Annotated in this window: 19 protein-coding genes and 1 tRNA gene; 13 read left to right on the top strand and 7 right to left on the bottom strand. The window is 69.5% G+C overall.

Annotated features, from left to right (window positions below):
* The 3 genes from K9D25_RS20125 to K9D25_RS20135 are packed head-to-tail and all read left to right on the top strand — an operon-like array spanning window position 1 to window position 2,746.
* The gene (locus K9D25_RS20125) at window positions 1–1,464 is read left to right on the top strand and encodes a DUF6513 domain-containing protein (protein ID WP_244377765.1); all 1,464 of its coding nucleotides are present in this window, start codon (window positions 1–3) and stop codon (window positions 1,462–1,464) included.
* Window positions 1,461–2,027 (top strand): DUF447 domain-containing protein, encoded by a 567-nt coding sequence (locus tag K9D25_RS20130; protein WP_244377767.1) that lies wholly within the window; start codon window positions 1,461–1,463, stop codon window positions 2,025–2,027. The genes K9D25_RS20125 and K9D25_RS20130 overlap by 4 nt, the downstream gene beginning before the upstream one ends.
* Entirely contained in the window at window positions 2,024–2,746 is a 723-nt protein-coding gene (locus tag K9D25_RS20135; protein ID WP_244377769.1) for a (5-formylfuran-3-yl)methyl phosphate synthase, read from the top strand. The genes K9D25_RS20130 and K9D25_RS20135 overlap by 4 nt, the downstream gene beginning before the upstream one ends.
* A 138-nt stretch (window positions 2,747–2,884) precedes the next feature.
* On the opposite strand, the gene K9D25_RS20140 is transcribed toward K9D25_RS20135, so the two are convergent.
* Window positions 2,885–2,972: transfer RNA gene (locus tag K9D25_RS20140), tRNA-Phe, on the bottom strand.
* A gap of 458 nt (window positions 2,973–3,430) precedes the next feature.
* Here K9D25_RS20140 and mgtE point away from each other — a divergent pair.
* Window positions 3,431–4,810 (top strand): magnesium transporter, encoded by a 1,380-nt coding sequence (mgtE, locus tag K9D25_RS20145; RefSeq protein ID WP_244377771.1) that lies wholly within the window; start codon window positions 3,431–3,433, stop codon window positions 4,808–4,810.
* Window positions 4,811–4,922: 112 nt separating this feature from the next.
* On the opposite strand, the gene K9D25_RS20150 is transcribed toward mgtE, so the two are convergent.
* The 5 genes from K9D25_RS20150 to K9D25_RS20170 all read right to left on the bottom strand — a co-directional run bounded on the left by K9D25_RS20150 (window position 4,923) and on the right by K9D25_RS20170 (window position 10,121).
* Window positions 4,923–5,723: a formylmethanofuran dehydrogenase subunit C gene (locus K9D25_RS20150; protein WP_244377773.1), complete on the bottom strand. Its 801-nt coding sequence runs from the start codon at window positions 5,721–5,723 to the stop codon at window positions 4,923–4,925.
* Window positions 5,720–6,634 (bottom strand): formylmethanofuran--tetrahydromethanopterin N-formyltransferase, encoded by a 915-nt coding sequence (fhcD, locus tag K9D25_RS20155; protein ID WP_244377775.1) that lies wholly within the window; start codon window positions 6,632–6,634, stop codon window positions 5,720–5,722. The genes K9D25_RS20150 and fhcD overlap by 4 nt, the downstream gene beginning before the upstream one ends.
* A gap of 184 nt (window positions 6,635–6,818) precedes the next feature.
* Window positions 6,819–8,486: a formylmethanofuran dehydrogenase subunit A gene (locus K9D25_RS20160; RefSeq protein WP_244377777.1), complete on the bottom strand. Its 1,668-nt coding sequence runs from the start codon at window positions 8,484–8,486 to the stop codon at window positions 6,819–6,821.
* A complete protein-coding gene (locus tag K9D25_RS20165; RefSeq protein WP_244377779.1) occupies window positions 8,487–9,722 on the bottom strand; it encodes a formylmethanofuran dehydrogenase in 1,236 nt (411 codons plus the stop codon). It abuts the gene before it with no gap.
* A gap of 18 nt (window positions 9,723–9,740) precedes the next feature.
* Window positions 9,741–10,121 (bottom strand): 4a-hydroxytetrahydrobiopterin dehydratase, encoded by a 381-nt coding sequence (locus K9D25_RS20170; RefSeq protein WP_244377781.1) that lies wholly within the window; start codon window positions 10,119–10,121, stop codon window positions 9,741–9,743.
* A 156-nt stretch (window positions 10,122–10,277) separates the two neighbouring features.
* Here K9D25_RS20170 and K9D25_RS20175 point away from each other — a divergent pair, with 156 nt between their 5' ends.
* The 6 genes from K9D25_RS20175 (at window position 10,278) to K9D25_RS20200 (ending at window position 16,114) form a co-directional block, all read left to right on the top strand.
* Complete coding sequence (locus K9D25_RS20175) at window positions 10,278–11,297, top strand: beta-ribofuranosylaminobenzene 5'-phosphate synthase family protein (RefSeq protein WP_244377783.1); 1,020 nt, start codon at window positions 10,278–10,280, stop codon at window positions 11,295–11,297.
* An 89-nt stretch (window positions 11,298–11,386) separates the two neighbouring features.
* Window positions 11,387–12,283 carry an NAD(P)-dependent methylenetetrahydromethanopterin dehydrogenase gene (locus K9D25_RS20180; RefSeq protein WP_244377785.1) on the top strand — a complete coding sequence of 299 codons (897 nt, stop codon included), beginning with the start codon at window positions 11,387–11,389 and terminating at the stop codon, window positions 12,281–12,283.
* The gene (locus K9D25_RS20185; RefSeq protein WP_244450934.1) at window positions 12,249–13,409 is read left to right on the top strand and encodes an ATP-grasp domain-containing protein; all 1,161 of its coding nucleotides are present in this window, start codon (window positions 12,249–12,251) and stop codon (window positions 13,407–13,409) included. Before K9D25_RS20180 ends, K9D25_RS20185 begins: the two co-directional genes overlap by 35 nt.
* A 7-nt stretch (window positions 13,410–13,416) precedes the next feature.
* Window positions 13,417–14,388 carry a methenyltetrahydromethanopterin cyclohydrolase gene (mch, locus tag K9D25_RS20190; RefSeq protein ID WP_244377787.1) on the top strand — a complete coding sequence of 324 codons (972 nt, stop codon included), beginning with the start codon at window positions 13,417–13,419 and terminating at the stop codon, window positions 14,386–14,388.
* Complete coding sequence (locus tag K9D25_RS20195) at window positions 14,385–15,293, top strand: ATP-grasp domain-containing protein (RefSeq protein WP_244377789.1); 909 nt, start codon at window positions 14,385–14,387, stop codon at window positions 15,291–15,293. Before mch ends, K9D25_RS20195 begins: the two co-directional genes overlap by 4 nt.
* Complete coding sequence (locus K9D25_RS20200; protein WP_244377792.1) at window positions 15,290–16,114, top strand: triphosphoribosyl-dephospho-CoA synthase; 825 nt, start codon at window positions 15,290–15,292, stop codon at window positions 16,112–16,114. The genes K9D25_RS20195 and K9D25_RS20200 overlap by 4 nt, the downstream gene beginning before the upstream one ends.
* Here the strand turns inward: K9D25_RS20200 and K9D25_RS20205 are convergent.
* Window positions 16,104–16,802: a HisA/HisF-related TIM barrel protein gene (locus K9D25_RS20205; RefSeq protein ID WP_244377794.1), complete on the bottom strand. Its 699-nt coding sequence runs from the start codon at window positions 16,800–16,802 to the stop codon at window positions 16,104–16,106. The two genes, K9D25_RS20200 and K9D25_RS20205, sit on opposite strands and share 11 nt — an antisense overlap.
* Window positions 16,803–16,832: 30 nt before the next feature.
* On the opposite strand from K9D25_RS20205, the gene K9D25_RS20210 reads away from it, so the two are divergent.
* From K9D25_RS20210 to folB, 3 genes are read left to right on the top strand one after another with little or no spacing between them, the layout of a single operon-like run.
* A complete protein-coding gene (locus tag K9D25_RS20210) occupies window positions 16,833–17,801 on the top strand; it encodes an ATP-grasp domain-containing protein (protein WP_244377796.1) in 969 nt (322 codons plus the stop codon).
* Entirely contained in the window at window positions 17,798–18,847 is a 1,050-nt protein-coding gene (locus tag K9D25_RS20215) for a hydantoinase/oxoprolinase family protein (protein WP_347881458.1), read from the top strand. Before K9D25_RS20210 ends, K9D25_RS20215 begins: the two co-directional genes overlap by 4 nt.
* A gap of 30 nt (window positions 18,848–18,877) precedes the next feature.
* The gene (gene folB, locus K9D25_RS20220) at window positions 18,878–19,240 is read left to right on the top strand and encodes a dihydroneopterin aldolase (protein ID WP_244377800.1); all 363 of its coding nucleotides are present in this window, start codon (window positions 18,878–18,880) and stop codon (window positions 19,238–19,240) included.
* The last annotated feature ends 30 nt before the right edge of the window (window positions 19,241–19,270 follow it).

The following is a 19,270-nucleotide window of genomic DNA, read 5'->3' on the forward strand; positions in this document are numbered from 1 at the left end:
ATGGCGGAGAACCCCGCCCCGCCCGGCCGGCCGGAAAAAGTCGCCCTCGTCACCGGCTCGCTGGCCGAGCCGCGCCTGACCAAAATCGCCGGCGAGATCGCCGATGCCAGCCTCGCCCCTGTCGTCGTCAATGTCGGGGTCAAGGTCGCGGCGCTGATGACGGCGGAGATCGTCGAGCGCCGGCTGAAGCTGCCCGAGGGCACCGACCGCGTGCTGATGCCCGGCCGCTTCCGCGGCGATCTCGACCGGCTGCAGCGCTTCTTCGGCGTGCCCTTCACCCGTGGCCCCGACGAGATGGCCGATTTGCCGGATTATTTCGGCCAGAAGCGCCGGGCGGCGGACCTGTCACAGCACGATGTCACCATCTTCGCCGAGATCGTCGACGCCACCGTGCTCGATATCGACGCGCTCATCGCCCGCGCCCTGTTCTTCAAGGGCGAGGGCGCCGATGTGATCGACCTCGGCTGCCTGCCGGACACGCCGTTTACGCATCTGGAAGAAGCCATCGCCGCCCTGCACGAGCAGGGGCTGAAGGTCAGCGTCGATTCCTTCGATCTCACCGAGCTCACCCGCGCCACCCGCGCCGGCGCGGATTATCTGCTCAGCCTGAACGAGAACACGCTCGACGTGGCGAAGGAAGGCCCCGCCGTCCCCATTCTCGTGCCGGCGACGCAGGGCGACCTCGCTTCGCTCTGCCGGGCGGTGGATACCTGCCTCGCCTCCGGCCAGCGCTTCTATGCCGACCCGATCCTCGACCCGATCCATTACGGCTACACCGCCTCCGTGGTGCGCTATGCCGAGCTGCGCCGGCGCTACCCCGACATTCCCATCCTCATGGGCATCGGCAATGTCACCGAGCTGACGGATGCGGACACCACCGGCATCAACGCCATACTCATGGGCATGATCTCGGAGCTGCGCATTCAGGCGGTGCTGGCGGTGCAGGTGAGCCCGCATTGCCGCACGGCGGTGCGCGAATTCGACCGGGCGCGGCGGGAATATTTCGCCGCCCGCCAGGCCGGCGCGCTGCCGCAAGGCTTCGGCGGCGGGCTGATGGCGCTGCGCGACCGCAAGCCCTATGCCGCCTCGCCCGAGGAAATCGCCCGGCTGGCGGGTGAGGTGCGCGACCGCAATTTCCGCATCGATGTCACCGAGGCCGGCATCCACATCTACAATCGCGACGGCCACCATGTGGCCAGCGAGCCCTTCGCGCTGTTTCCCCATCTCGGCGTCGAGGCGGACGGCGCGCATGCCTTCTATCTCGGCGTCGAGACCGCGCGGGCGGAAATCGCCTATAAGCTCGGCAAGCGCTACGCCCAGGATGAGGGGCTGAAATGGGGCGCGGCGGGCGAGATCGCCGGCAGCCCGGAGGAAGCCCACCGTTTGACATTCAAGGAGGCCGGCACGACCTTGCAGGCCAAAGCCAGCACCAAGGCCGCGCCGAAAGCCGGAGAGACGCCGTGATCCGTGAAGCCATCGTCACCACCCGCTCGCTCAATGGCGAGCCGCACATCGCCCCGATGGGCGCGACGGTGATCGAGGGCGGCTATCTGCTCATGCCCTTCCGCCCCTCGCGCACGCTGGAGAACCTCGCCGCCACCCGCATCGCCGTGGTCAATTTCACCGACGACGTGCGCATTTTCGCCAGCTGCGTCGTCGGCCGCCGGCTGAATGTGGATGTGAAGAAGGCGACCTATATCGACTGCCCCCGCCTTGCCGATGCGCTCTCGCATGACGAGGTGACGGTGGAGCGCGCGGAGGACGACCCGCAGCGGCCGAAATTCTTCTGCAAGACCTATCATTCCGAAGGCCACACCCGCTTCGACGGCATGAACCGCGCCAAGGCGGCGGTGCTGGAAGCCGCCGTGCTGGTGAGCCGGCTGAACATGCTGCCGGACGAGAAGGTCGATCAGGAAATGGCCTATCTCGCCATCGCGGTGGAGAAGACCGCCGGGCCGGACGAGCTGGAAGCCTGGGGCTGGATGCTGGAGGCCGTGGCGGAACACCGCCGCCGGCGCGCCTCGTGAGCCCGGCCGCGCCCGGCCTGCTGGCCAGCGTCACCGATCTGCACGAAATGGAGCTGGCGCGGGCCGGCGGCGCCGATATCGTCGATCTCAAGCAGCCGGCTTTCGGCGCGCTGGGAGCCTGGAGCACGCAAGCCCTCACCGCCGCCGTCATGCTGTGGAGCGCCTGGGGCGAGCAGCTCGGCGCGGCCGGGCGCCCGGCGCTCAGCGCCACGGTGGGCGACCAGCCCATGGTGCCCGGCCTCATCCGCGCCGCCGCCGAGCGTGTAGCCGGCACCGGCGTGCCGCTGGTCAAGGTCGGCCTTTTCGTCTCCCCCCATGCCCATGAGTGCATCGAGGCGCTGGCCCCGCTCGCCAGCCGGGTGCGGCTGATCGGCGTGCTTTTCGCCGACGAAGCGCCGGATTTCGCCGTGCTTGCCGCGCTCGGCCGCGCCGGCTTCGCCGGGGTGATGATCGACACCGCCGACAAGAAGGCGGGCCCGCTGACCGCGCATCTCGACCCGCTCACTCTGGGCCAGTTCGTCGCCGAGGCGCGCCGGCACGGGCTGATGACCGGCCTCGCCGGCTCGCTGCGGCTGGAGGATATCCGGGCGCTGGTCGGCGTCGGCGCCGATTATCTCGGCTTTCGCGGCGCGCTGTGCGAGGGCGGCCGCACCGGCACGCTCGACCCCGCGCGCCTCGGCCAGGTCCATACCCGCCTGCGCGAGCCGAGCGACCATTAGGGTGGCGAATGATCACCCTCGTTTAGAGTCGGTAACTTTTTTGTAAGTTTGAACGCTCACGAACCGTCCTCGGAGCAAAATTCTTTACTGAAGTGAATAAATGGCGCCGCTCAACGGCAATCTGCCGGAGCGGCGCCATAATAAGGTGCGGGATTCGAACCCGCGAGACAGTTTCCCGTCTGCCTGAGTTTCAATCAGGTGCCTTCAGCCACTCGGCCAACCTTCCAATCCGCAACGTTGCTGCAGCGGACTTCTTATATCGCACAGTGGAATCCAGCATGCAATTGGCGGCGCAACAGCCATAGTATAGAGCTTGCCCGAGCCTAACGATAACCAGCGCCTCCACACGTCATCCCGGCCGTAGCGCAGCATAGAGCCGGGATCACGTGCTGGGCGCGGGCGTGGAGACGATCCCGGATCGGTCCTGACGGACCGTCCGGGATGACGGCGAAGCCCGGATGCGTGCTGCATGCGTGCCGCCTTGACTTTACCATCGTGCAGGTTCATTCCCCCGCCCGCCGCGTGTCACCGCGGCGCAATTGGAATCCCCTAACCATGCCCAGCGACAGTACCAGTCGATTGTCCGGCCGGCCGCGGCCGGCGCTGTGATCCGGCATCGGGCCTGACCCGGTTTCGGCTCCCCGCGCCGCCCGCCACGGGCCGGACAGCGGAAAGAGAGCCGAAATGGACGAACGGACGGAAGACCGCCGCGACGACACGCTTGTAAATGCCGCAGCCCTCGCGGCCGAGCTTGCCGAAGAACACCCCGCCGATATCGCCGAAGCGCTGGACGAGCACGAGCCGGAAACCGCCTCCGCCGTGCTCGCCAGCCTGCCGCGCGAGCAGCAGGTGGAGGTGCTGGACGGCCCCGATGTCGATCTCACCAGCGAGCTGATCGAGGCCCTGCCGGTCGAGGAGGCGGTGCGCCTCGTCTCCGACATGTCGGCCGACCGCGCGGCGGACCTGTTCCGCTGGATGGACGAGCCGGCCCGCTCGCATCTGTTCGCCCGCCTGCCGCACGAGACGCAGGTCGAGCTGAACAAGCTGCTGGCCTGGCCCGAGCACAGCGCCGGCGGGCTGATGACCACGGAATTCGTCACCGTCCCGGCGAGCTGGACGGTGGGCGAGACCCTGCACCATCTGCGCGAGATCGAACGCACGCGCGAGACCATCTACGCCATCTATGTGCTCGACCCCGCGACGCAGAAGCTGCTCAAGGCGGTGACGCTGCGCCGCCTGATCACCGGCGAGCCGGAAGCGTCCATCCTCTCCGTGGCGCCCAAGCACGACCCGATCACCGCCGACCCGCTGATGGACCGCGAAGACGTGGCGCGGCTGATCACCAAATACGACCTGCTCGCCGTCCCCGTGGTGGACGAGAACGAGCATGTGCTCGGCATCGTCACCGTGGACGACATGATCGACGCCATCATCGAGGAAGGCACCGAGGACGCGCAGAAATTCGGCGGCATGGAAGCGCTGGACGAGCCCTATATGGAAATCGGCTTCTTCGACATGCTGAAGAAGCGCGGCGGCTGGCTCTCCATCCTGTTCCTCGGCGAAATGCTCACCGCCAACGCCATGCAGCATTTCGAGGACGAGCTGGAGCGCGCCATCGTGCTCACCCTGTTCATCCCGCTGATCATGAGCTCCGGCGGCAATTCCGGCTCGCAGGCGACCTCGCTCATCATCCGCGCGCTGGCGCTGGGCGAGATCAAGCTGAAGGACTGGTGGCGCGTCGCCCTGCGCGAGCTGCCCTCCGGCCTCGTGCTCGGCTCCATGCTGGCTGTGCTCGGCGTCACCCGCATCACCGTCTGGCAGCTCGCCGGCTTCCACGATTATGGCGAGCACTGGGTACTGGTGGCGGCGACGGTGGGCGCGGCGCTGATCGCCATCGTCACCTTCGGCTCGCTGATCGGCTCGATGCTGCCCTTCGTGCTGCGCCGGCTCGGCTTCGACCCCGCCAGCGCTTCGGCGCCCTTTGTCGCCACCTTCGTCGATGTGACCGGCCTGGTGATCTATTTCACCGTCGCGCTGGTCATCCTCAAGGGCACGCTGCTGTAAGGCGCGCAACGTCATCCCGGCCGAGCGCAGCGAGAGCCGGGATCGTCCTACCTTGCGGAACACGATCCCGGATCGGCCTCTCGGCCGTCCGGGATGACAACCAACGGCCCCGTCACCCCCGCGCCAGCACCTCGCCGTGCCCGCCGATCAGCGTGTCGCCGACGAGGCGGCGGGCATGGGTCCAACCCTCCAGCCGGGCGGAAAGCTCCGGGACGCGCCGGGCGATGAGGCGTAGCGCCACGAGTTCATGCGTGCCGGTGTCGACGAAGCCGGCCGGCAGGTCCGGCACGGCGTCGACGAAGAGGGTGCCGCGCTTCATGCCGCGCCCCATCAACGGGCCGATGGCGCCGCCGACACTCACCGTGCCGGCGATCATGTCGGTGGCGAGCCCCTCCCCGGCCTGGCCGGCGATGGTGATCAGCCCGCCGCGCTGGCGCTCGGCCGCGCGCGGGCCGGCATCGCCGCCGATCGCCAGCACCCCGCCGGAAAGCCCGCGCCGCGAACCCGATCCGGCCGCGCCGGCATGCGACCCCGCACTCCCGGCGAGTTCGATCCGCCCGCCGGACATCTCGCTGCCGAGGAAATCCCCGGCATCGCCGCCAATCCGCAGCACGCCGCCGCTCATGCCCCGCCCGGCAAAGGCGCCGACCCGCCCGTCGACGATCAGTTCGCCCTTGGTCATGCCGGCGCCGACGCCGTCGAGCCTGACATCGCCGATCTCGATCAGCAGCACGCCGTCGGGCGCGCCCTCGATGAAGAACAGCTCCGCCAGCTTCACGCTGCGCCCGCCACACGGCACCTCAAGGTGCTCCAGTTCGCGCAGCGGCAGCGGGCAAGTGACTTCCGGCGTCAGGCCCGAGAGGTCGACGCGGGCCTCGAAGGGCGCGCGCGGCTTGAGAGAAACCCCGCTCATGCCGTCTCTCCCGCGCCCTGCATGATCTCACGCAGCTTGAAATGGAACGGCCCGAGATTGCCGCCATAATTGCCGGCGTCGATCGCCACCACCCCCGCTTCCGCGCCCAGCGCGCAGACGGCGGTGATGCCCACCCTGGTCGCTTCCGCCACCGCTTCGAAGCTCACCCCGTCAATGACGATTTCCAGCACCGAGCCGACCTCAGGGGGAAGCTGGCTCGGCACCGTGCCGCGCAGCGTCGGGCAATAGGCGTCGTTGGAGGAGGCGAACAGGCCCTTATATTTCGAGCCGACCTTGGAGCCGGAGCGCACCACCCCGCCGGGGAACGGCAGGATGATGCCCGGCACCTGCACCATGGCCGCCACCGCCGCCTCGGCCGCCTTGAGCGCTTCGCCGCGCGAGCGGGCGAGGATGAGGAAATTGCCGCCGCCGACGCCTTCCACCGAGCCGGTGTCCTCGTCGCAGACGAACTCACCTTCCATGACCGGCACGCGCCAGAAGCGCTTATCGCCGATCTTCTTGGAAATCTGGTGCCCATCGCCGAAATAGCGGATGGTTTTCGCCAGCGGCACGCGCTTGCCGCCCTCGATGCCGGCATAGCAGGCCGTGGTCGGGCAGGTCAGCACGCATTGGCCGAGCCGCAGCGGCACCACCTTCTTCAGCGAGCCGAAATCCATCGCGAAAATGAGCAGGGACACGCCCGGCCGCCCGTCCGGCGTCTCCTCAGGGCTGAGCGTGCGCTCGATCCCCGCCTCGCAGCCGCAGCCGATGACGGAAGTGGCGAAACCCGTGGTGGTGCGCCCGGCGATCAGCGCCCATTCCGGCGTGTCGGCGGTGACGATGAGCCGCGTGCCCACCATCGGAAAGGCTTCCGCGAAGGTGTCGCGGATCTCGACGCCATTGAGGATCATCGGGCGCCCTCCTGCAACGTCGACAGCACGCGGCACTCATTCCGCCCTGCTCCCTCTCCCCGACGGGGAGAGGGGTGGGGTGAGGGGCCGGGACGCCCGGACGTACGGAGCGCGTGCCCCCTCACCCGGCGCTGCGCGCCGACCTCTCCCCCACGGGGAGAGGTGAGAAGTCCGTCGATGCCCCTCACGACGCCCCCCCTTCGCATTTCAGGATGGTCGGGCCGGCGCCGTTGCGCAGCTCGCCGTCGCTGATGCGGAAATGCTGGGCCTTCAGCCCCACCGCCTCGTCGAACCAGCGCTGCATGTCCTTCTCGACCGAACGGTCGAATTCCGGGCGGGCGACATGGGTGGTGCCCTGCGCCAGTTCCACCACCACGCCGTCCTTCACGATCAGCCGGCCGTTCTTGAACACCATGCGGGTGGTCGAGAACATCGCCTCGCGGTCGGCGTCCTCGGTGTGCACGGCAATGTCCGCCACCGCGCCGGGGCCGAGATGGCCCTTGTCGGTCAGCCCGAGAATACGGGCCGGCGCGGCGCGGGTGAGGATGGCGATCTCCTCCAGCGTATATTCGCGGGTGATCTGCCCCAGCAGCGTGTGCGCCTGCGCCGCCTTGTTCAGCGTCGCCAATTGGGCGTTGCGGAAATCGCGGTCCATCAGCAGGCGGATGAGGTGCGGATAGGTGGTGAACGGCCCGCCATTGGGATGGTCTGTCGTGAGGAAGATCCGCCACGGGTCTTCCACCAGCAGGAACAGTTCCAGCCCGATCGCCCATTGCAGCGCGTTGACGAAGGATTTGTCCTTGTACTCGAACGGCACCACGCCGCAGGCGGCGTCCAGCTCGATATCCATGCCGATGGACTTCTTCGGGCTGGCGAGACCGCGATTGCGGTATTGCGACATGTAGTCGGCGGAGGCCGTGATGGTCTGGCCGAACATCACCTGCCCGACATCGACGGAGATGTTCGGGTTGGCGTTGACCATTTCCGCGATGCGCGCCGCCGAGGAGGAGAAGCGGCGGTCGCCCTCCGTGCCGTAGGAGTGGAACTGCAGATGCGTCAGATGCAGCCGCCGCCCCTCGGTGGCGAGCATGGTGGCGAGCGTCGTGTCGTCATTGCCGGGCACGCCGAGATTGCAGCCATGCAGATGGATCGGGTGCGGAATGCCGAGTTCCGTCACCGCCCGGATCAGCGTGGTCAGCACCTTGCGCGGCGTCACCCCGTAATGCGGGTTGGCCTCGTCGAGGTCCATCTTGCGGGCGTTGAACTTGAAGGCGTTGATGCCGCCGGGATTGACGATCTTGATGGCGAAGGCCTGCGTCGCCTCGATCATCCAGCCGACATAGGCGTTCACCTGCTCCTGCCCGGCCCCGGCGGCCAGCAGGCGCTGGAAATAATCGTCATTGCCCAGCACCAGATAGGCGCCGGTGTCGAGATTGGGAATGTCGGCCATTTCCAGATGCGCACCGCGCGCATTGGCGCCGACCATGGCCGGCTCGAACACGGTGGTGTAGCCGAGTTCGGCGTAGCGGCAGCCGGTGGCGTGCGCGGTGGGCACCGCCCGGCCGCCGCCGCAGCCGCAGAAATTGCCGGGCATTTCCGGAAAGGCCCGCCGGTCTTCCTGCATCAGCAGGCGGGCGAGGTTCATCTTGCCGCCGGCGATATGGCTGTGCAGATCGATGCCGCCGGCCATGACGACGGCGCCGCCAAGGTCGTATTCCGCATCGGCCTTGAGATCGGTGGCGGCGACGATGCGCCCGTCCTCGATCTCGATATCGCGCACGGCACCGCTGGCGACGCCGTTTTCGCCATTGGCCGGGTCGAGCACACGCCCGCCCTTGAGCCGCAGTCTCATTTACCCCTCCGCTATGCGACGCACAGCCTCGGCGACGCTGGGAAGCGTCGCGACGCGCAAGGCGCCGAGCGGCAGGCTTACGATGGAATCCATGCGGAACACCGTGCCGGCGTGGTCGACGCCGGGAGTGCCCACGGGGATCAGAACATCCGGTTCTTTGTCGAATATTGTCTCGGGATGGGCAAGAGCGATGATCTTGCCCGCGAAGGCCGGCGGCGGCTCCGGCCGGAAGGCGGAAATCCACACCAGCACATCGGCATCGGCGAGCGCCGCCTCGGTGGCGAACAGCGTGCCGTCATGCGTGCTCGCCTGCCCGCGCACGGCGGTACGCAGGGGATAGCCGAGCCGCCACAGCAGCAGCTGGTTGACGCCGATGAGGTTGTCGCGCCCGCCGAGCGGGAACACGCCGGCCCGTGTGGTGACGTTCAGCCGGTCGACCAGCGCGGTGGCGCGCGTGGCGACGAGATCGCCATCGGCACGTTCCGCCGCGTTCCAGGTCACGACCGCGTAATGGGCGTTGCGCAGATCCTCGGCCAGCGCGGCGAGCGCCTCAGCGCCAATGCCGCCGAAGCTATCCCCCGGCGGGCGGCGACCGGCCACCAGCGTGCCGAGCGCTTCCAGCGCCGCCACCGGGTCCTCGGCGGCGTGGTGGACGACCTGCGCGCTGGCAAGCTGCCCGCGCGCCTTCTCCCCCGGCGCGGCGCCGAGGAAGACCACGCGGCGGTTGGCGCCGGCGAAGAGCGGCGTCGCGGGAAAGAAGCGCTCGAACAGCTGGCCCCAGGTCCCGCTGGGGTCATCGCCGACGACGAGCAGCAGGTCGCAGCGGTTGCGCACCTCCGCCAGCGTGGTGGACAGCCAGCCGGTGCGCTGGGCGGCGGCGTAGTTCCGGAACAGCCCCTCGGAGGCGTAGTGGTCCAGCACCCCGCCGAAGCGGATGGCGAGATCGACCGCCGCCCCGGCACCGGCCATGTCGACGCCCAGCCCGCCGATCAGCGGCGCGCGAGCCGAGGCGAGAATCTGGCGGGCCGCGTCGGTCGCTTCGGTCTCACTGGCGGTCTCACCGGCCACACGCGCCACCGGATCAGCGGTATCCAGACGCCGCAAAAGCCGCGCCGCCTCGGGGCAGATCGGGGCCTTGGCCCGCACCTGCCGGCCCTCGACCTCGACGGTCAGGTCGTCGCAGCCGAGCCCGCAAAAGCCGCAGGCCACATTCTCGATCGTCTGAACATCGGCCATTGCTAATTACCTGAAACGTCAGTCGTATTTGATGTAGGCGAAACGCAGGTCGCCGCGCGGCGTGCCTTCCAGCGCGCTGTCGGCCTCGGTCCCCGGCTGCCAGCCGACAACATCCTCGATTTTCTTCGCCAGTTGAAAGTCCCGCTCGGTAATGCCCTTAGCGTCGTGCGACATCAGCCGCACCTCGACCCAGGCATAGGAAGCGGTGATATCGGGATGGTGCCAGGCGGCCTCCGCCAGATGGCCGACGGCGTTGATCACCATCAGCGTGCCCTTCCAGCTGGAGGTGCGATAGGTACGCCGAATCCAGCCCTCCTGCAGCTTCCACTGCGGAAGGCAGGCGGCAAGGCGTTCCTCCACCTCCTTGTCGGTGAAGGTCTTTTTGGGATCCAGCGCCATCCCTGGCGTCCTCCTGGCGGCATGTGCCCGTTCTGTTGCGGGCGTCGGTTAACGATTCGGTAGCACGCAAGCGCCGCCTCCGGCAAACCCCGAAATCATCACCGCGCTTGTCCCCGACGGCGTCCGGGCCTTACGATGGTGGACGAGGAAACGCTGGTGAACACCACGACACGCCAATTGCGCTCGGCAAACGAGCCCCAGGACCGGGCAACGGTGCGCATCACCGCGCCGGGGCGGCTGCATCTGGGATTCCTCGATCTCGCGGGCACGCTCGGCCGGCGTTTCGGCAGCCTCGGCATCACGCTGGACCGCCCCTCGACCGTCGTGCGCCTGCGCCGCGCGGCCACACTTTCCGCCACCGGCCCCGATTCCGGCCGCGCCCTTGGCGCCGTTGAAAAAGCGGCGGCCCGTTTCGGCCTCGATACGCGGGTGGAAGTGACGGTGGAAGCGGCGCTGCCGCCGCATTCCGGCCTCGGCTCCGGCACCCAGCTCGGCCTCGCCGTCGCGACCGGCCTCTGCCTCATCAACGGGCTGGACCTTTCCCCGCGCGAGGTCGGCGCGGCTTTGGGTCGCGGCGCGCGCTCGGCCATCGGCATCGGCGCCTTCACCGAGGGCGGGGTGATCCTCGACGGCGGCAAGAAGCGCGGCTCGGACGCCCCGCCGCCCATTCTCTCGCGCCTGCCTTTTCCCGAGAACTGGCGCATCCTGCTGGTATATGACCACGGCCATCAGGGACTTAGCGGACCCGAGGAAGTGCAGGCGATGGAAGGGCTGCCACCCTTCGCCGACACGCTGGCCGGGCACATGGCGCGGCTCGCGGTCATGGTGGCGCTGCCGGCGCTGGCGGAAGGCGATGTGGATTACTTCGCCGCTGCCATCGGGGAAATGCAGCGACTGCTCGGAGACCACTATGCGAGCGCCCAAGGTGGCCGCTATACAAGTTCATCCGTCGCCGAGGTGATGGAGTGGCTGGAGGCGCGCGGTCTGCGCGGCCTCGGCCAGAGTTCCTGGGGTCCCACGGGTTTCGCCATTGTCGGCAGCCCCGAGGAGGCCGACCAGCTTCTCAGCGAGGCCCGGGTCCGCTTCGGCGACCGGCCCGCTCTGGCTTTCGACTGTGCGCGCGGCAGCAATGCCGGGGCGCGGATCGAATGGCTTGCCTGCGTCGAGCAGTGCTAGCGACGGTTTTGGCGTAACGCCCGCGTCGCTCCCTTCCTCTTCCGCATGAGAGGCCGCAAGGCCCGATTCTGACCTAGGGAACGCACGCCATGGCGGATATCGCCCCCATCCTCCACATCATCTCGCCGCTTCGCCACGTCAGCCCGTTCGACGTCAACATGGCGGTCGATGCCGGCTACACCACCATCCTCCCCTATTCGGGCGTCACGCTCGACGAGGTCGGCGACCTCACGCAGGACATGATGTTCTCGCGCCATCCCGACGCCGCCCCGCGCACCGGCCTGTTCATCGGCGGCAAGGATGCGGGCCTCGCGCTCGACATGGCGAACAAGGCGAAGAGCGTCCTGTTCCCGCCCTTCGAGATTTCCGTCTTCGTCGACCCCGCCGGCTCCTTCACCACTGCCGCCGCCATGGTGGCGGAGGTGGAGCTGAAGCTGCGCCCGGCCCGGCCGGAAGGGCTCAAGGGCGTGAAGGTGCAGGTCTATGGCGCCACCGGCGTCGTCGGCGGCATCGCCGGGGTCATCGCCGCCCAGGCGGGTGCGCAGGTGACGCTGGTCAGCCACCGCGAGATCGAAGCGGTGGAAGCCAAGGCGCGCGATTTCAAGCAGCGCTTCGGTGTCGACCTCGCCAGCGCCACCGGCAAGAGCGAGGACGACAAGCGCGCTTTGGTGGCGGAGGCCGAGGTGGTGCTGGCCTGCGGCCGCGCCGGCGTGGAAATCCTCTCCGCCGACGTCCTGGCGGGCGCGCCCCATCTTAAGGTCGCCGCCGATGTCAACGCCGTGCCGCCCTCGGGCATTGCCGGCATCGACGCCCACGCCAATGGCACGCCGCTCGCCCATGGCGCGCTCGGCATCGGCGCCCTCACCATCGGCCATCTCAAATACCGCGTGCAGCATGAACTTCTGCAGCGCATGCGCGTCGCCCCGGCGGCGATGACGATCGGGTTTGAAGATGCCTTCCTGCTCGCGCGATCGCTCACGGCCTGAGGACGCGTTCGATGTCGTCCTTGTCGGCATCGCCGCGCGCGGGCTGGCGGCGAGCGCCCGTCGCGCCGGCCTCAAGCCACTTGTCCTCGACCTGTTCGCGGACGAGGACACGCGCGCGCTGGCCGCACGCAGCGTCCAGTTGGCTCGCCGGGACGGGCTCGCGCTCGACCCGGACGACCTGTTCGCCCAGCTCGGCCGCCATGCCGGGCGGGATACGCCGCTCGTGCTCGGCGCCGGCTTCGAGGACTCGCCCGACCTCGTTGCCCGGCTTGGCGCGCGCTATCGCCTCGCCGGCAGCGGGGCGGAAGCCATCGCCGCGGTCAAACAGCCCTTCGATTTCGCCGAGGGCCTGGCCACGCTCGGCATCCCGCATCCCCGGGTGTTTTCCGGCCCGGCCCCGAACGGCGTACCGACCCTGGAAAAGCGCGTCGGCGGTTCCGGCGGGGGGCATGTCCGCCCATCGCCACAGGCGCGCGGGCCAGGCTGGTATCTGCAGGAACGGGTGGACGGGCGCGCCGTCTCGGCCCTGTTCCTCGGCAATGGAAGGGCAGCCCGGCTTCTCGCCTTTTCCGAGCAATGGTGCGCGCCGGCCGAAGGGGCGCCGTTCCGCTATGGCGGCTGCGCGGGCCCGCTCGCGCCGGAACCCGCCCTTGTCGCCGAAATCGACTCCGCGCTGTCCCGCCTCACCGCCAGCGTCGGCCTCACGGGGCTGGCGAGCGCCGATCTCATCCTCGGCGCTGGGACGTGGCATCTCATCGAGGTCAACGCGCGGCCCGGGGCAACCCTCGATATCTTCGACGCGCCGCCGCTGCCGCCGCTGCTGCGCCTTCACCTCGACGCCTGTGCGGGCGAACTGCCGGACCTCCCGCTCCTTGTCGCCGGCGCGGGCGTGGAAGTCCGGGCCGCCGGCGTATTTTACGCACCCGCCCCCATCGAGGTGAGGGACGCCCTGCCCCACTGGGCAGCCGACCGTCCCGCCCCCGGCACGCGCATCGCGGCGGGAGAGCCCGTCTGTACGGTGCAGGCGACCGGTCGCGACCTTGCCGAGGCCTGCGCCGTTCTGGCGCGGCGCATGAATCACCTTTCGCGCGCGCTCGGCACAGCCGGCCGCGCTGCTGCGGAGTAACTCTCCCATGTCGTCTCCCCTTCACAACACGCCGGAACTGAGCGTGGCCGCCCTGTCGGCGCCGCTCGTCGAGGATCTCTTGGCCAACGCCACCACGCTGCGGCTTGGCATCAGCAAAAGCCCCTGCGGCGCCCGCCTTGTCGATGCCGGCATCGCCGCCCGCGGCGGGCTGGAAGCGGGCCGGCGCATCGCCGAAATCTGCCTCGGCGGCCTGGGCTCGGTCAGCCTCTCCACCAGCGGGCGTTTTCCGCGCTGGGGCACGATGGTGACGGTGACCACCGCCGACCCGGTCCTCGCCTGCCTCGGCAGCCAATATGCCGGCTGGAGCCTCGCGGAAGGCGACTTCTTCGCCCTTGGCTCCGGCCCCGCCCGCGCCTTGTGGGGTAAGGAGGCGCTGTTTCAGGAACTCGGCTACCGCGACCGCGCCGACCATGCCTGCCTGGTGCTGGAAGTCGACAAGCTGCCGCCGGACGTTCTGGTCGCCCGCATCGCCGAAGAATGCGGCATCGCGCCGGAAAAGCTCACTCTCATCCTCACGCCCACCTCCAGCCTCGCCGGCACGGTGCAGATCGTCGCCCGTGTGCTGGAAGTGGCGCTGCACAAGACGCACGCGCTGCATTTCCCGCTGGACCGGGTGGTGGACGGTATCGGCGCCTCGCCCCTGCCGCCGCCGGCGCCGGACTTCGTCGCCGCCATGGGCCGCACCAATGACGCGACGCTCTATGGCGGCGATGTGCAGCTCTTCGTCACCGGGCCGGAGGACGAGGCCCGCGCTCTGGCGGAAGGACTGCCAAGTTCCTCCTCGCGCGACCATGGCCGCACCTTCGCAGAGATCTTCACCGCCTATAAGGGCGATTTCTACGCCATGGACCCGATGCTGTTCAGCCCTGCCCGCGTCACCGTGACAGCGCTGGAAACCGGCCGCAGCTTCACCTTCGGCGCGTTCCATGACGACATTCTGGAGCGCTCCTTCGCATGAGCGTGGAACGCTCCGACACGGTCGTCATCTTCACCGAGGATGCCGACTGGCACACGCGCCGGCTGAAGGCGGCGATCGCGCGCGAGGGCTTTCCCGTTCTCGTGCTCTCCCTGAATGATTGCGGCTTCGCCATTGGCGGCACCGCCCACGGGCTGTTGCTGCCGGGGCTGGGTGACGCCCTGCCGGCCGCCGCCTTTGTCCGCCTCATCGCCAAGGGCTCGACCGAGCAGATCACCGCGCGGCTCGGGCTGCTGCACGCACTCTCTGCGCTGGGGGTGAAGGTGATGAACGACGCCCGCGCCATCGAGCGCTGCGTCGATAAATCCATGACCAGCTTCCTTATCGCCCAGGCCGGCCTGCCGACCCCGCGCAGCTTCGTCGGCGAGGACCGGGCGGCCATGCAGGCGCTGCTCGACGCCGCGCCGGGCGACATGGTGCTCAAGCCGCTGTTCGGCGCGCAGGGGCGCGGCATACGCCGGCTGGCGCCGCGCGCCCTGCTGCCCGAGCCCGAGAAGGTCGGCGGGCTTTACTATCTGCAGGATTTCGTCGCTGCACCCTCCGCCGAAAGCTACCAGGACTGGCGGGTCTTCGTCATTGGCGGCACGGTGACGGGCGCCATGCTCCGCCGCTCGCCGGTGTGGATCACCAATATCCACCAGGGCGCCGTCGGCGTGCCAGCACCGTTCGATGCCCGCGCGCATGAACTCGCCATCCGCGCCACGGCGGCGGTGGGCGCCGACTATGCCGGGGTGGACCTGATCGAGGACGCGCAGGGGCAGTTTCAGGTGCTGGAGGTCAATTCCATGCCGGCCTGGAAGGGATTGCAGCAGGCGACGGGCCTCGACATCGCGAGCGCACTGGCCCGCCATCTCGCCGCGACGCTGGCGGTGACGGTGGCGGCATGAACGCCAACGCCATCGCGGCCGCGTTCCGCGCCGCCTGCCATGCCGAACTCGACGCGCTGAAAGCCGGCAATGTCCACCGCTTCAGCGCCGGCCACGGCATGGAGGTGGCGCATTTCGAGCGGGCGGCGCAGGCGGCAGCGCCTTTGCTCGCCGCGCCGGGCGCCCGTGTGGGCGAGCGGATCGAGAGCGCGGTGGCGGCCTCGCTGGCGGCGACGGGCCTCAACACCAATCTCGGCATCCTCCTCCTCTGCGCACCGCTGGCGGCGGCGGCGGAGAAGTCCGGCCCGCTGCGGGCCTCACTCGATGCCGTGCTCGCCGGCCTCGACATCGCGGATGCGCAGGCCGCCTTCCGCGCCATCGCTGCGGCCAATCCGGGCGGGCTCGGCCGGCACGGGGAACATGATGTCGCCGCGCCGGCTCGCATCGGCCTCGTTGAAGCCATGGCGGAAGCGGCGGGGCGCGACCGCATCGCCCGGCAATATGTCACTGGATTCGCCGATCTGTTCGAGATCGGCCTCCCCCGTCTCGCCGCCCTCGCCGATGCCGAGCCGGAAGCGCGCACCGAGGCGGTGCATCTCGCCTTCATGGCCGCGTTCCCGGACAGCCACATCGCCCGCAAATTCGGCGAGGCCACCGCCGAACAGGTGCGCCGCGAGGCGACTTTAGTCGCAGAAGCCGTCGATTTCCGCGCCCCGGCCACCACCCGCCGCGCGCCGCTGCTCGCCTTCGACGCAAGCCTGAAGGCGCGCGGCCTCAACCCCGGCACGAGCGCCGATCTCACCGTGGCGACGCTGTTCGCGCAGGCGCTGCTCAGCCCATGAACGCCGCGATATCCGCACGCGACAGCCGCCCGTCATGCAGCGCGCTGGCGAGCAGCACGCCAGCGACGCCGAGTTCGGCCAGACGATGAAGGTCGTCCACATCCCGCACCCCGCCCGCCGCATAGACGCGCCGGCCCTCCGCCTGTGCGAGGATGGCGGCGAGACGGTCAAGATCCGGCCCCTGCCCGGCACCGACCCGCGCCAGCGTCATCACGATCACCGCTTCCGGCCAGAGGGCGGCGTTGCCGTGCAGGCCTTCCGGCCCGCGCGGGCCTTCCGGTCCGTAGTCGAGCGAGAGCAGCCCGGCACCGGCGGCCAGCGCCGCCTCGGCTTCGGCAAGGCCGGCAAGGCTTTCACTGCCAATCACCGGCCGGCCGGGACCGTAGGCGACACGGCGGGCGAGCGCTTCGGGGGCGCTCTCCCCCGCATCGACCCACAGGGTGAGCCCGGGATGACGCGCGGCCAACGTGATCAGCACGGCGTCATGCCCCCCGCGCCTGGCAATGGCGTCGAGATCGGCGATGTAGAGCGTGCGGAAGCGGCCGAGCGCCAGCAGCCCGTCAGCCACGTCCAGCGGGGCGGCGCTGGTGGACAGCGGCGTCTCGATCGGCCGGTAGGCCTCGCGGGCGCCGCGGCGTGCGTGGACCACCGCACCTCCCATCAGGTCGATCACCGGTATAAGTTCCACCTTCGGCCTTCCTCTCTGGTACGCGGGTAGATGCTGGTCTTTGTCGTTGAAACGGTCACCGGGGGTGGCGCCCTCGGTGCGGAACTTCCGGCCTCGCTGATAGCCGAAGGCGCGCTGATGCGCGACACGCTGATCGGCGACCTGGAGGATCTTCCCGGCGTCCGGGTGGTCACCACCCATGATGCGCGCTTCCCCGCCCCGCCGCGCGGCACCAGCACGGCGCTGCGCCTCGGCGACGACCCCGCCTCGGTGTGGCGGCTCATGGCGCGGGAGGCCGATTGCTGCTGGCCGATCGCGCCGGAAAGCGCGGGCGTGCTCGAACGCCTCGTCTTCGACCTGCGCGCCCAGTGCCGGCGGGTGGTGGCGCCGGAGGCGGAAACCATCGCGCTCTGCGCCAGCAAGCGGCGCACGGCGCAAGCACTGGCGGCCGCCGGCGTGGCCGTCATTCCCACCTGGCCGCTCGACGCACTGCCGGCGGAGGTCCCCGGCCCCTTCGTGGTCAAACCGGATGACGGCGCCGGCGGGGTCGGGCTGCGCGTCATCGACCAGCGCCCGACGCCACCCTATCCGCCGGGCCATGTCATCCAGCCCTTGGTCGCGGGCGAGGCGGCGAGCCTCACTTTGCTGTGCCAGAACGGGCGGACCCATGTTCTGACCGCCAACCGTCAGCACATCGCACGCGACGATGGCAGGTTGCGCTTCACCGGCGTCACCGTCGGCGCGTTCCCGGTTGACGAGGCGCTGCGGTCTTTCGGCGAGAGCATCGGCGCGGCGCTGCCGGGTCTGCACGGTCTCGTCGGGGTCGACTACATCGCGACAGCGGACGGTCCGGTAGCGGTGGAGGTCAATCCGCGCCTCACCACCTCCTATGCGGGCCTGCGCCGGTCGCTGGCGGTCAACCCGCTGGCCTTCATGAGCGAATTCATCCGCGACGGCGCGGTGCCGGACCTGCCGCACCTGCCGCCTGCCCTTCCCGTCGACATCGTGCCTGAGGAATGACCGTGAAGAGAATTGCCCGCCTGGGATGGGATGTCGGCGGCGCCCATGTGAAGCTCGCCGCCTTCGGGCAGGATGGACGGCTCAAGGCCGTGCGCATCGCCCCCTGCCCGGTGTGGAAGGGCGAGGAGGCGCTTGCCGCCACGCTGCGCGACCTGCGCGCCGAGTTCGAGCCCGGCGTGCCCTCTGCCGTCACCATGACCGCCGAGGGCGCCGATCTCTGGCCGGACCGCCACGCCGGCGTGGTCGGCACCGTGGGTCTGCTGATGCAGGCGCTGGCCGGCGCGCCGCTGGCGCTGTTCGCCGGGCCGGAAGGCTTCGTGCCGCCCGAGCGCGCGGCCGAGCATGCCGAGGCCATCGCCTCGGCCAATTGGTACGCCACCGCCGCCGTTCTGGCGCATCTCCTGCCCGGCGGCATTCTCGTCGATATCGGCTCGACCACGGCCGACCTCATTCCCTTCGAAGCCGGGCGGGTGACGGCGCGCGGCTTCTCAGATGCCGAACGCCTCGCCAGCAATGAGCTGGTTTACACAGGCGCCGCCCGCACGCCGGTGATGGCGCTGGCGGCCGAGGCGCCATTCGCGGGCCGCTGGCTGCCGTTGATGGCTGAGCTGTTCGCTACCACGGCGGATATTCACCGCCTTACCGGCGACCTGACCGAGGAGGCGGATCTCTACCCGAGCGCCGATGGCGGGCCGAAGACGGCAGAGGCCAGCGCCCGCCGCCTGCTGCGGATGATCGGACAGGATCTCACGCCGCCGCTCCTGCCCAAGGCGAAGGCGCTGGCGCGCCACCTCGCGGAGGCACAGATCACCCGCATCGGCCGCGCCTTCGACTGTGTCGCCTCGGCGCAGGAGAACGCGCCGGAGATGCTGGTCGGCGCCGGCGTCGGCCGTTTCATGGCGGCGCGGCTCGCCGAACGGTGCGACCTGACCTATCTCGACCTTGCCGACGTGCTGACCGACGACCCCGCCCTCTCACGCCAGGCGGCGGACTGCGCCCCGGCCGTGGCGGTCGGCCTGCTCGCCGCCGCGCTCGACGCCGCCTGACCCACCGAAGAACCCACGGGAATTCCGCTCATGTCCGACCGCATCTTCCTCCGGGGCGTCGAACTGCACGCCTGGCACGGCCTGCATGAGGAGGAGGCGCGGCTTGGCCAGCGTTTCATCGTCGATATCGACTGGTGGCTCGACGCCGGCGACGCCGCCGCCCACGACAATTACGCCGAGACCGTCGGCTATGAGAAAGTGTTCGAGGTCATCCACGAAGTGTCCTCCAGCCACCGCTTCCACATTCTCGAAGCCTTCGCCCAGGCCATCGCCGAGGCGGTGCTCACCCGTTATCCCCGGGTGGAGAAGGTGCGGGTGGAACTGCACAAGCCTTCCGCGCCGATCGCCGGCATCTTCCGCGACGCCGGGGTCGAGATCACCCGCCATCGCTGAACCCCTGGCGCCACCGCTTCAGGCTTCCGG

Origin of the sequence: Ancylobacter polymorphus (assembly GCF_022836935.1) — a bacterium.
In the GTDB taxonomy this organism is placed as follows: domain Bacteria; phylum Pseudomonadota; class Alphaproteobacteria; order Rhizobiales; family Xanthobacteraceae; genus Ancylobacter; species Ancylobacter polymorphus_A.

What these genes read in the sequence shown, in the direction of transcription:
- K9D25_RS20125 (WP_244377765.1), top strand. Translation starts at nt 1, where the DNA reads ATGGCGGAGAACCCCGCCCCGCCCGGCCGGCCGGAAAAAGTCGCCCTC.
- mgtE (WP_244377771.1), top strand. Translation starts at nt 3,431, where the DNA reads ATGGACGAACGGACGGAAGACCGCCGCGACGACACGCTTGTAAATGCC.
- K9D25_RS20150 (WP_244377773.1), bottom strand. Translation starts at nt 5,723, where the DNA reads ATGAGCGGGGTTTCTCTCAAGCCGCGCGCGCCCTTCGAGGCCCGCGTC.
- fhcD (WP_244377775.1), bottom strand. Translation starts at nt 6,634, where the DNA reads ATGATCCTCAATGGCGTCGAGATCCGCGACACCTTCGCGGAAGCCTTT.
- K9D25_RS20160 (WP_244377777.1), bottom strand. Translation starts at nt 8,486, where the DNA reads ATGAGACTGCGGCTCAAGGGCGGGCGTGTGCTCGACCCGGCCAATGGC.
- K9D25_RS20165 (WP_244377779.1), bottom strand. Translation starts at nt 9,722, where the DNA reads ATGGCCGATGTTCAGACGATCGAGAATGTGGCCTGCGGCTTTTGCGGG.
- K9D25_RS20170 (WP_244377781.1), bottom strand. Translation starts at nt 10,121, where the DNA reads ATGGCGCTGGATCCCAAAAAGACCTTCACCGACAAGGAGGTGGAGGAA.
- K9D25_RS20180 (WP_244377785.1), top strand. Translation starts at nt 11,387, where the DNA reads ATGGCGGATATCGCCCCCATCCTCCACATCATCTCGCCGCTTCGCCAC.
- K9D25_RS20185 (WP_244450934.1), top strand. Translation starts at nt 12,249, where the DNA reads ATGCCTTCCTGCTCGCGCGATCGCTCACGGCCTGAGGACGCGTTCGAT.
- mch (WP_244377787.1), top strand. Translation starts at nt 13,417, where the DNA reads ATGTCGTCTCCCCTTCACAACACGCCGGAACTGAGCGTGGCCGCCCTG.
- K9D25_RS20195 (WP_244377789.1), top strand. Translation starts at nt 14,385, where the DNA reads ATGAGCGTGGAACGCTCCGACACGGTCGTCATCTTCACCGAGGATGCC.
- K9D25_RS20200 (WP_244377792.1), top strand. Translation starts at nt 15,290, where the DNA reads ATGAACGCCAACGCCATCGCGGCCGCGTTCCGCGCCGCCTGCCATGCC.
- K9D25_RS20210 (WP_244377796.1), top strand. Translation starts at nt 16,833, where the DNA reads ATGCTGGTCTTTGTCGTTGAAACGGTCACCGGGGGTGGCGCCCTCGGT.
- K9D25_RS20215 (WP_347881458.1), top strand. Translation starts at nt 17,798, where the DNA reads ATGACCGTGAAGAGAATTGCCCGCCTGGGATGGGATGTCGGCGGCGCC.
- folB (WP_244377800.1), top strand. Translation starts at nt 18,878, where the DNA reads ATGTCCGACCGCATCTTCCTCCGGGGCGTCGAACTGCACGCCTGGCAC.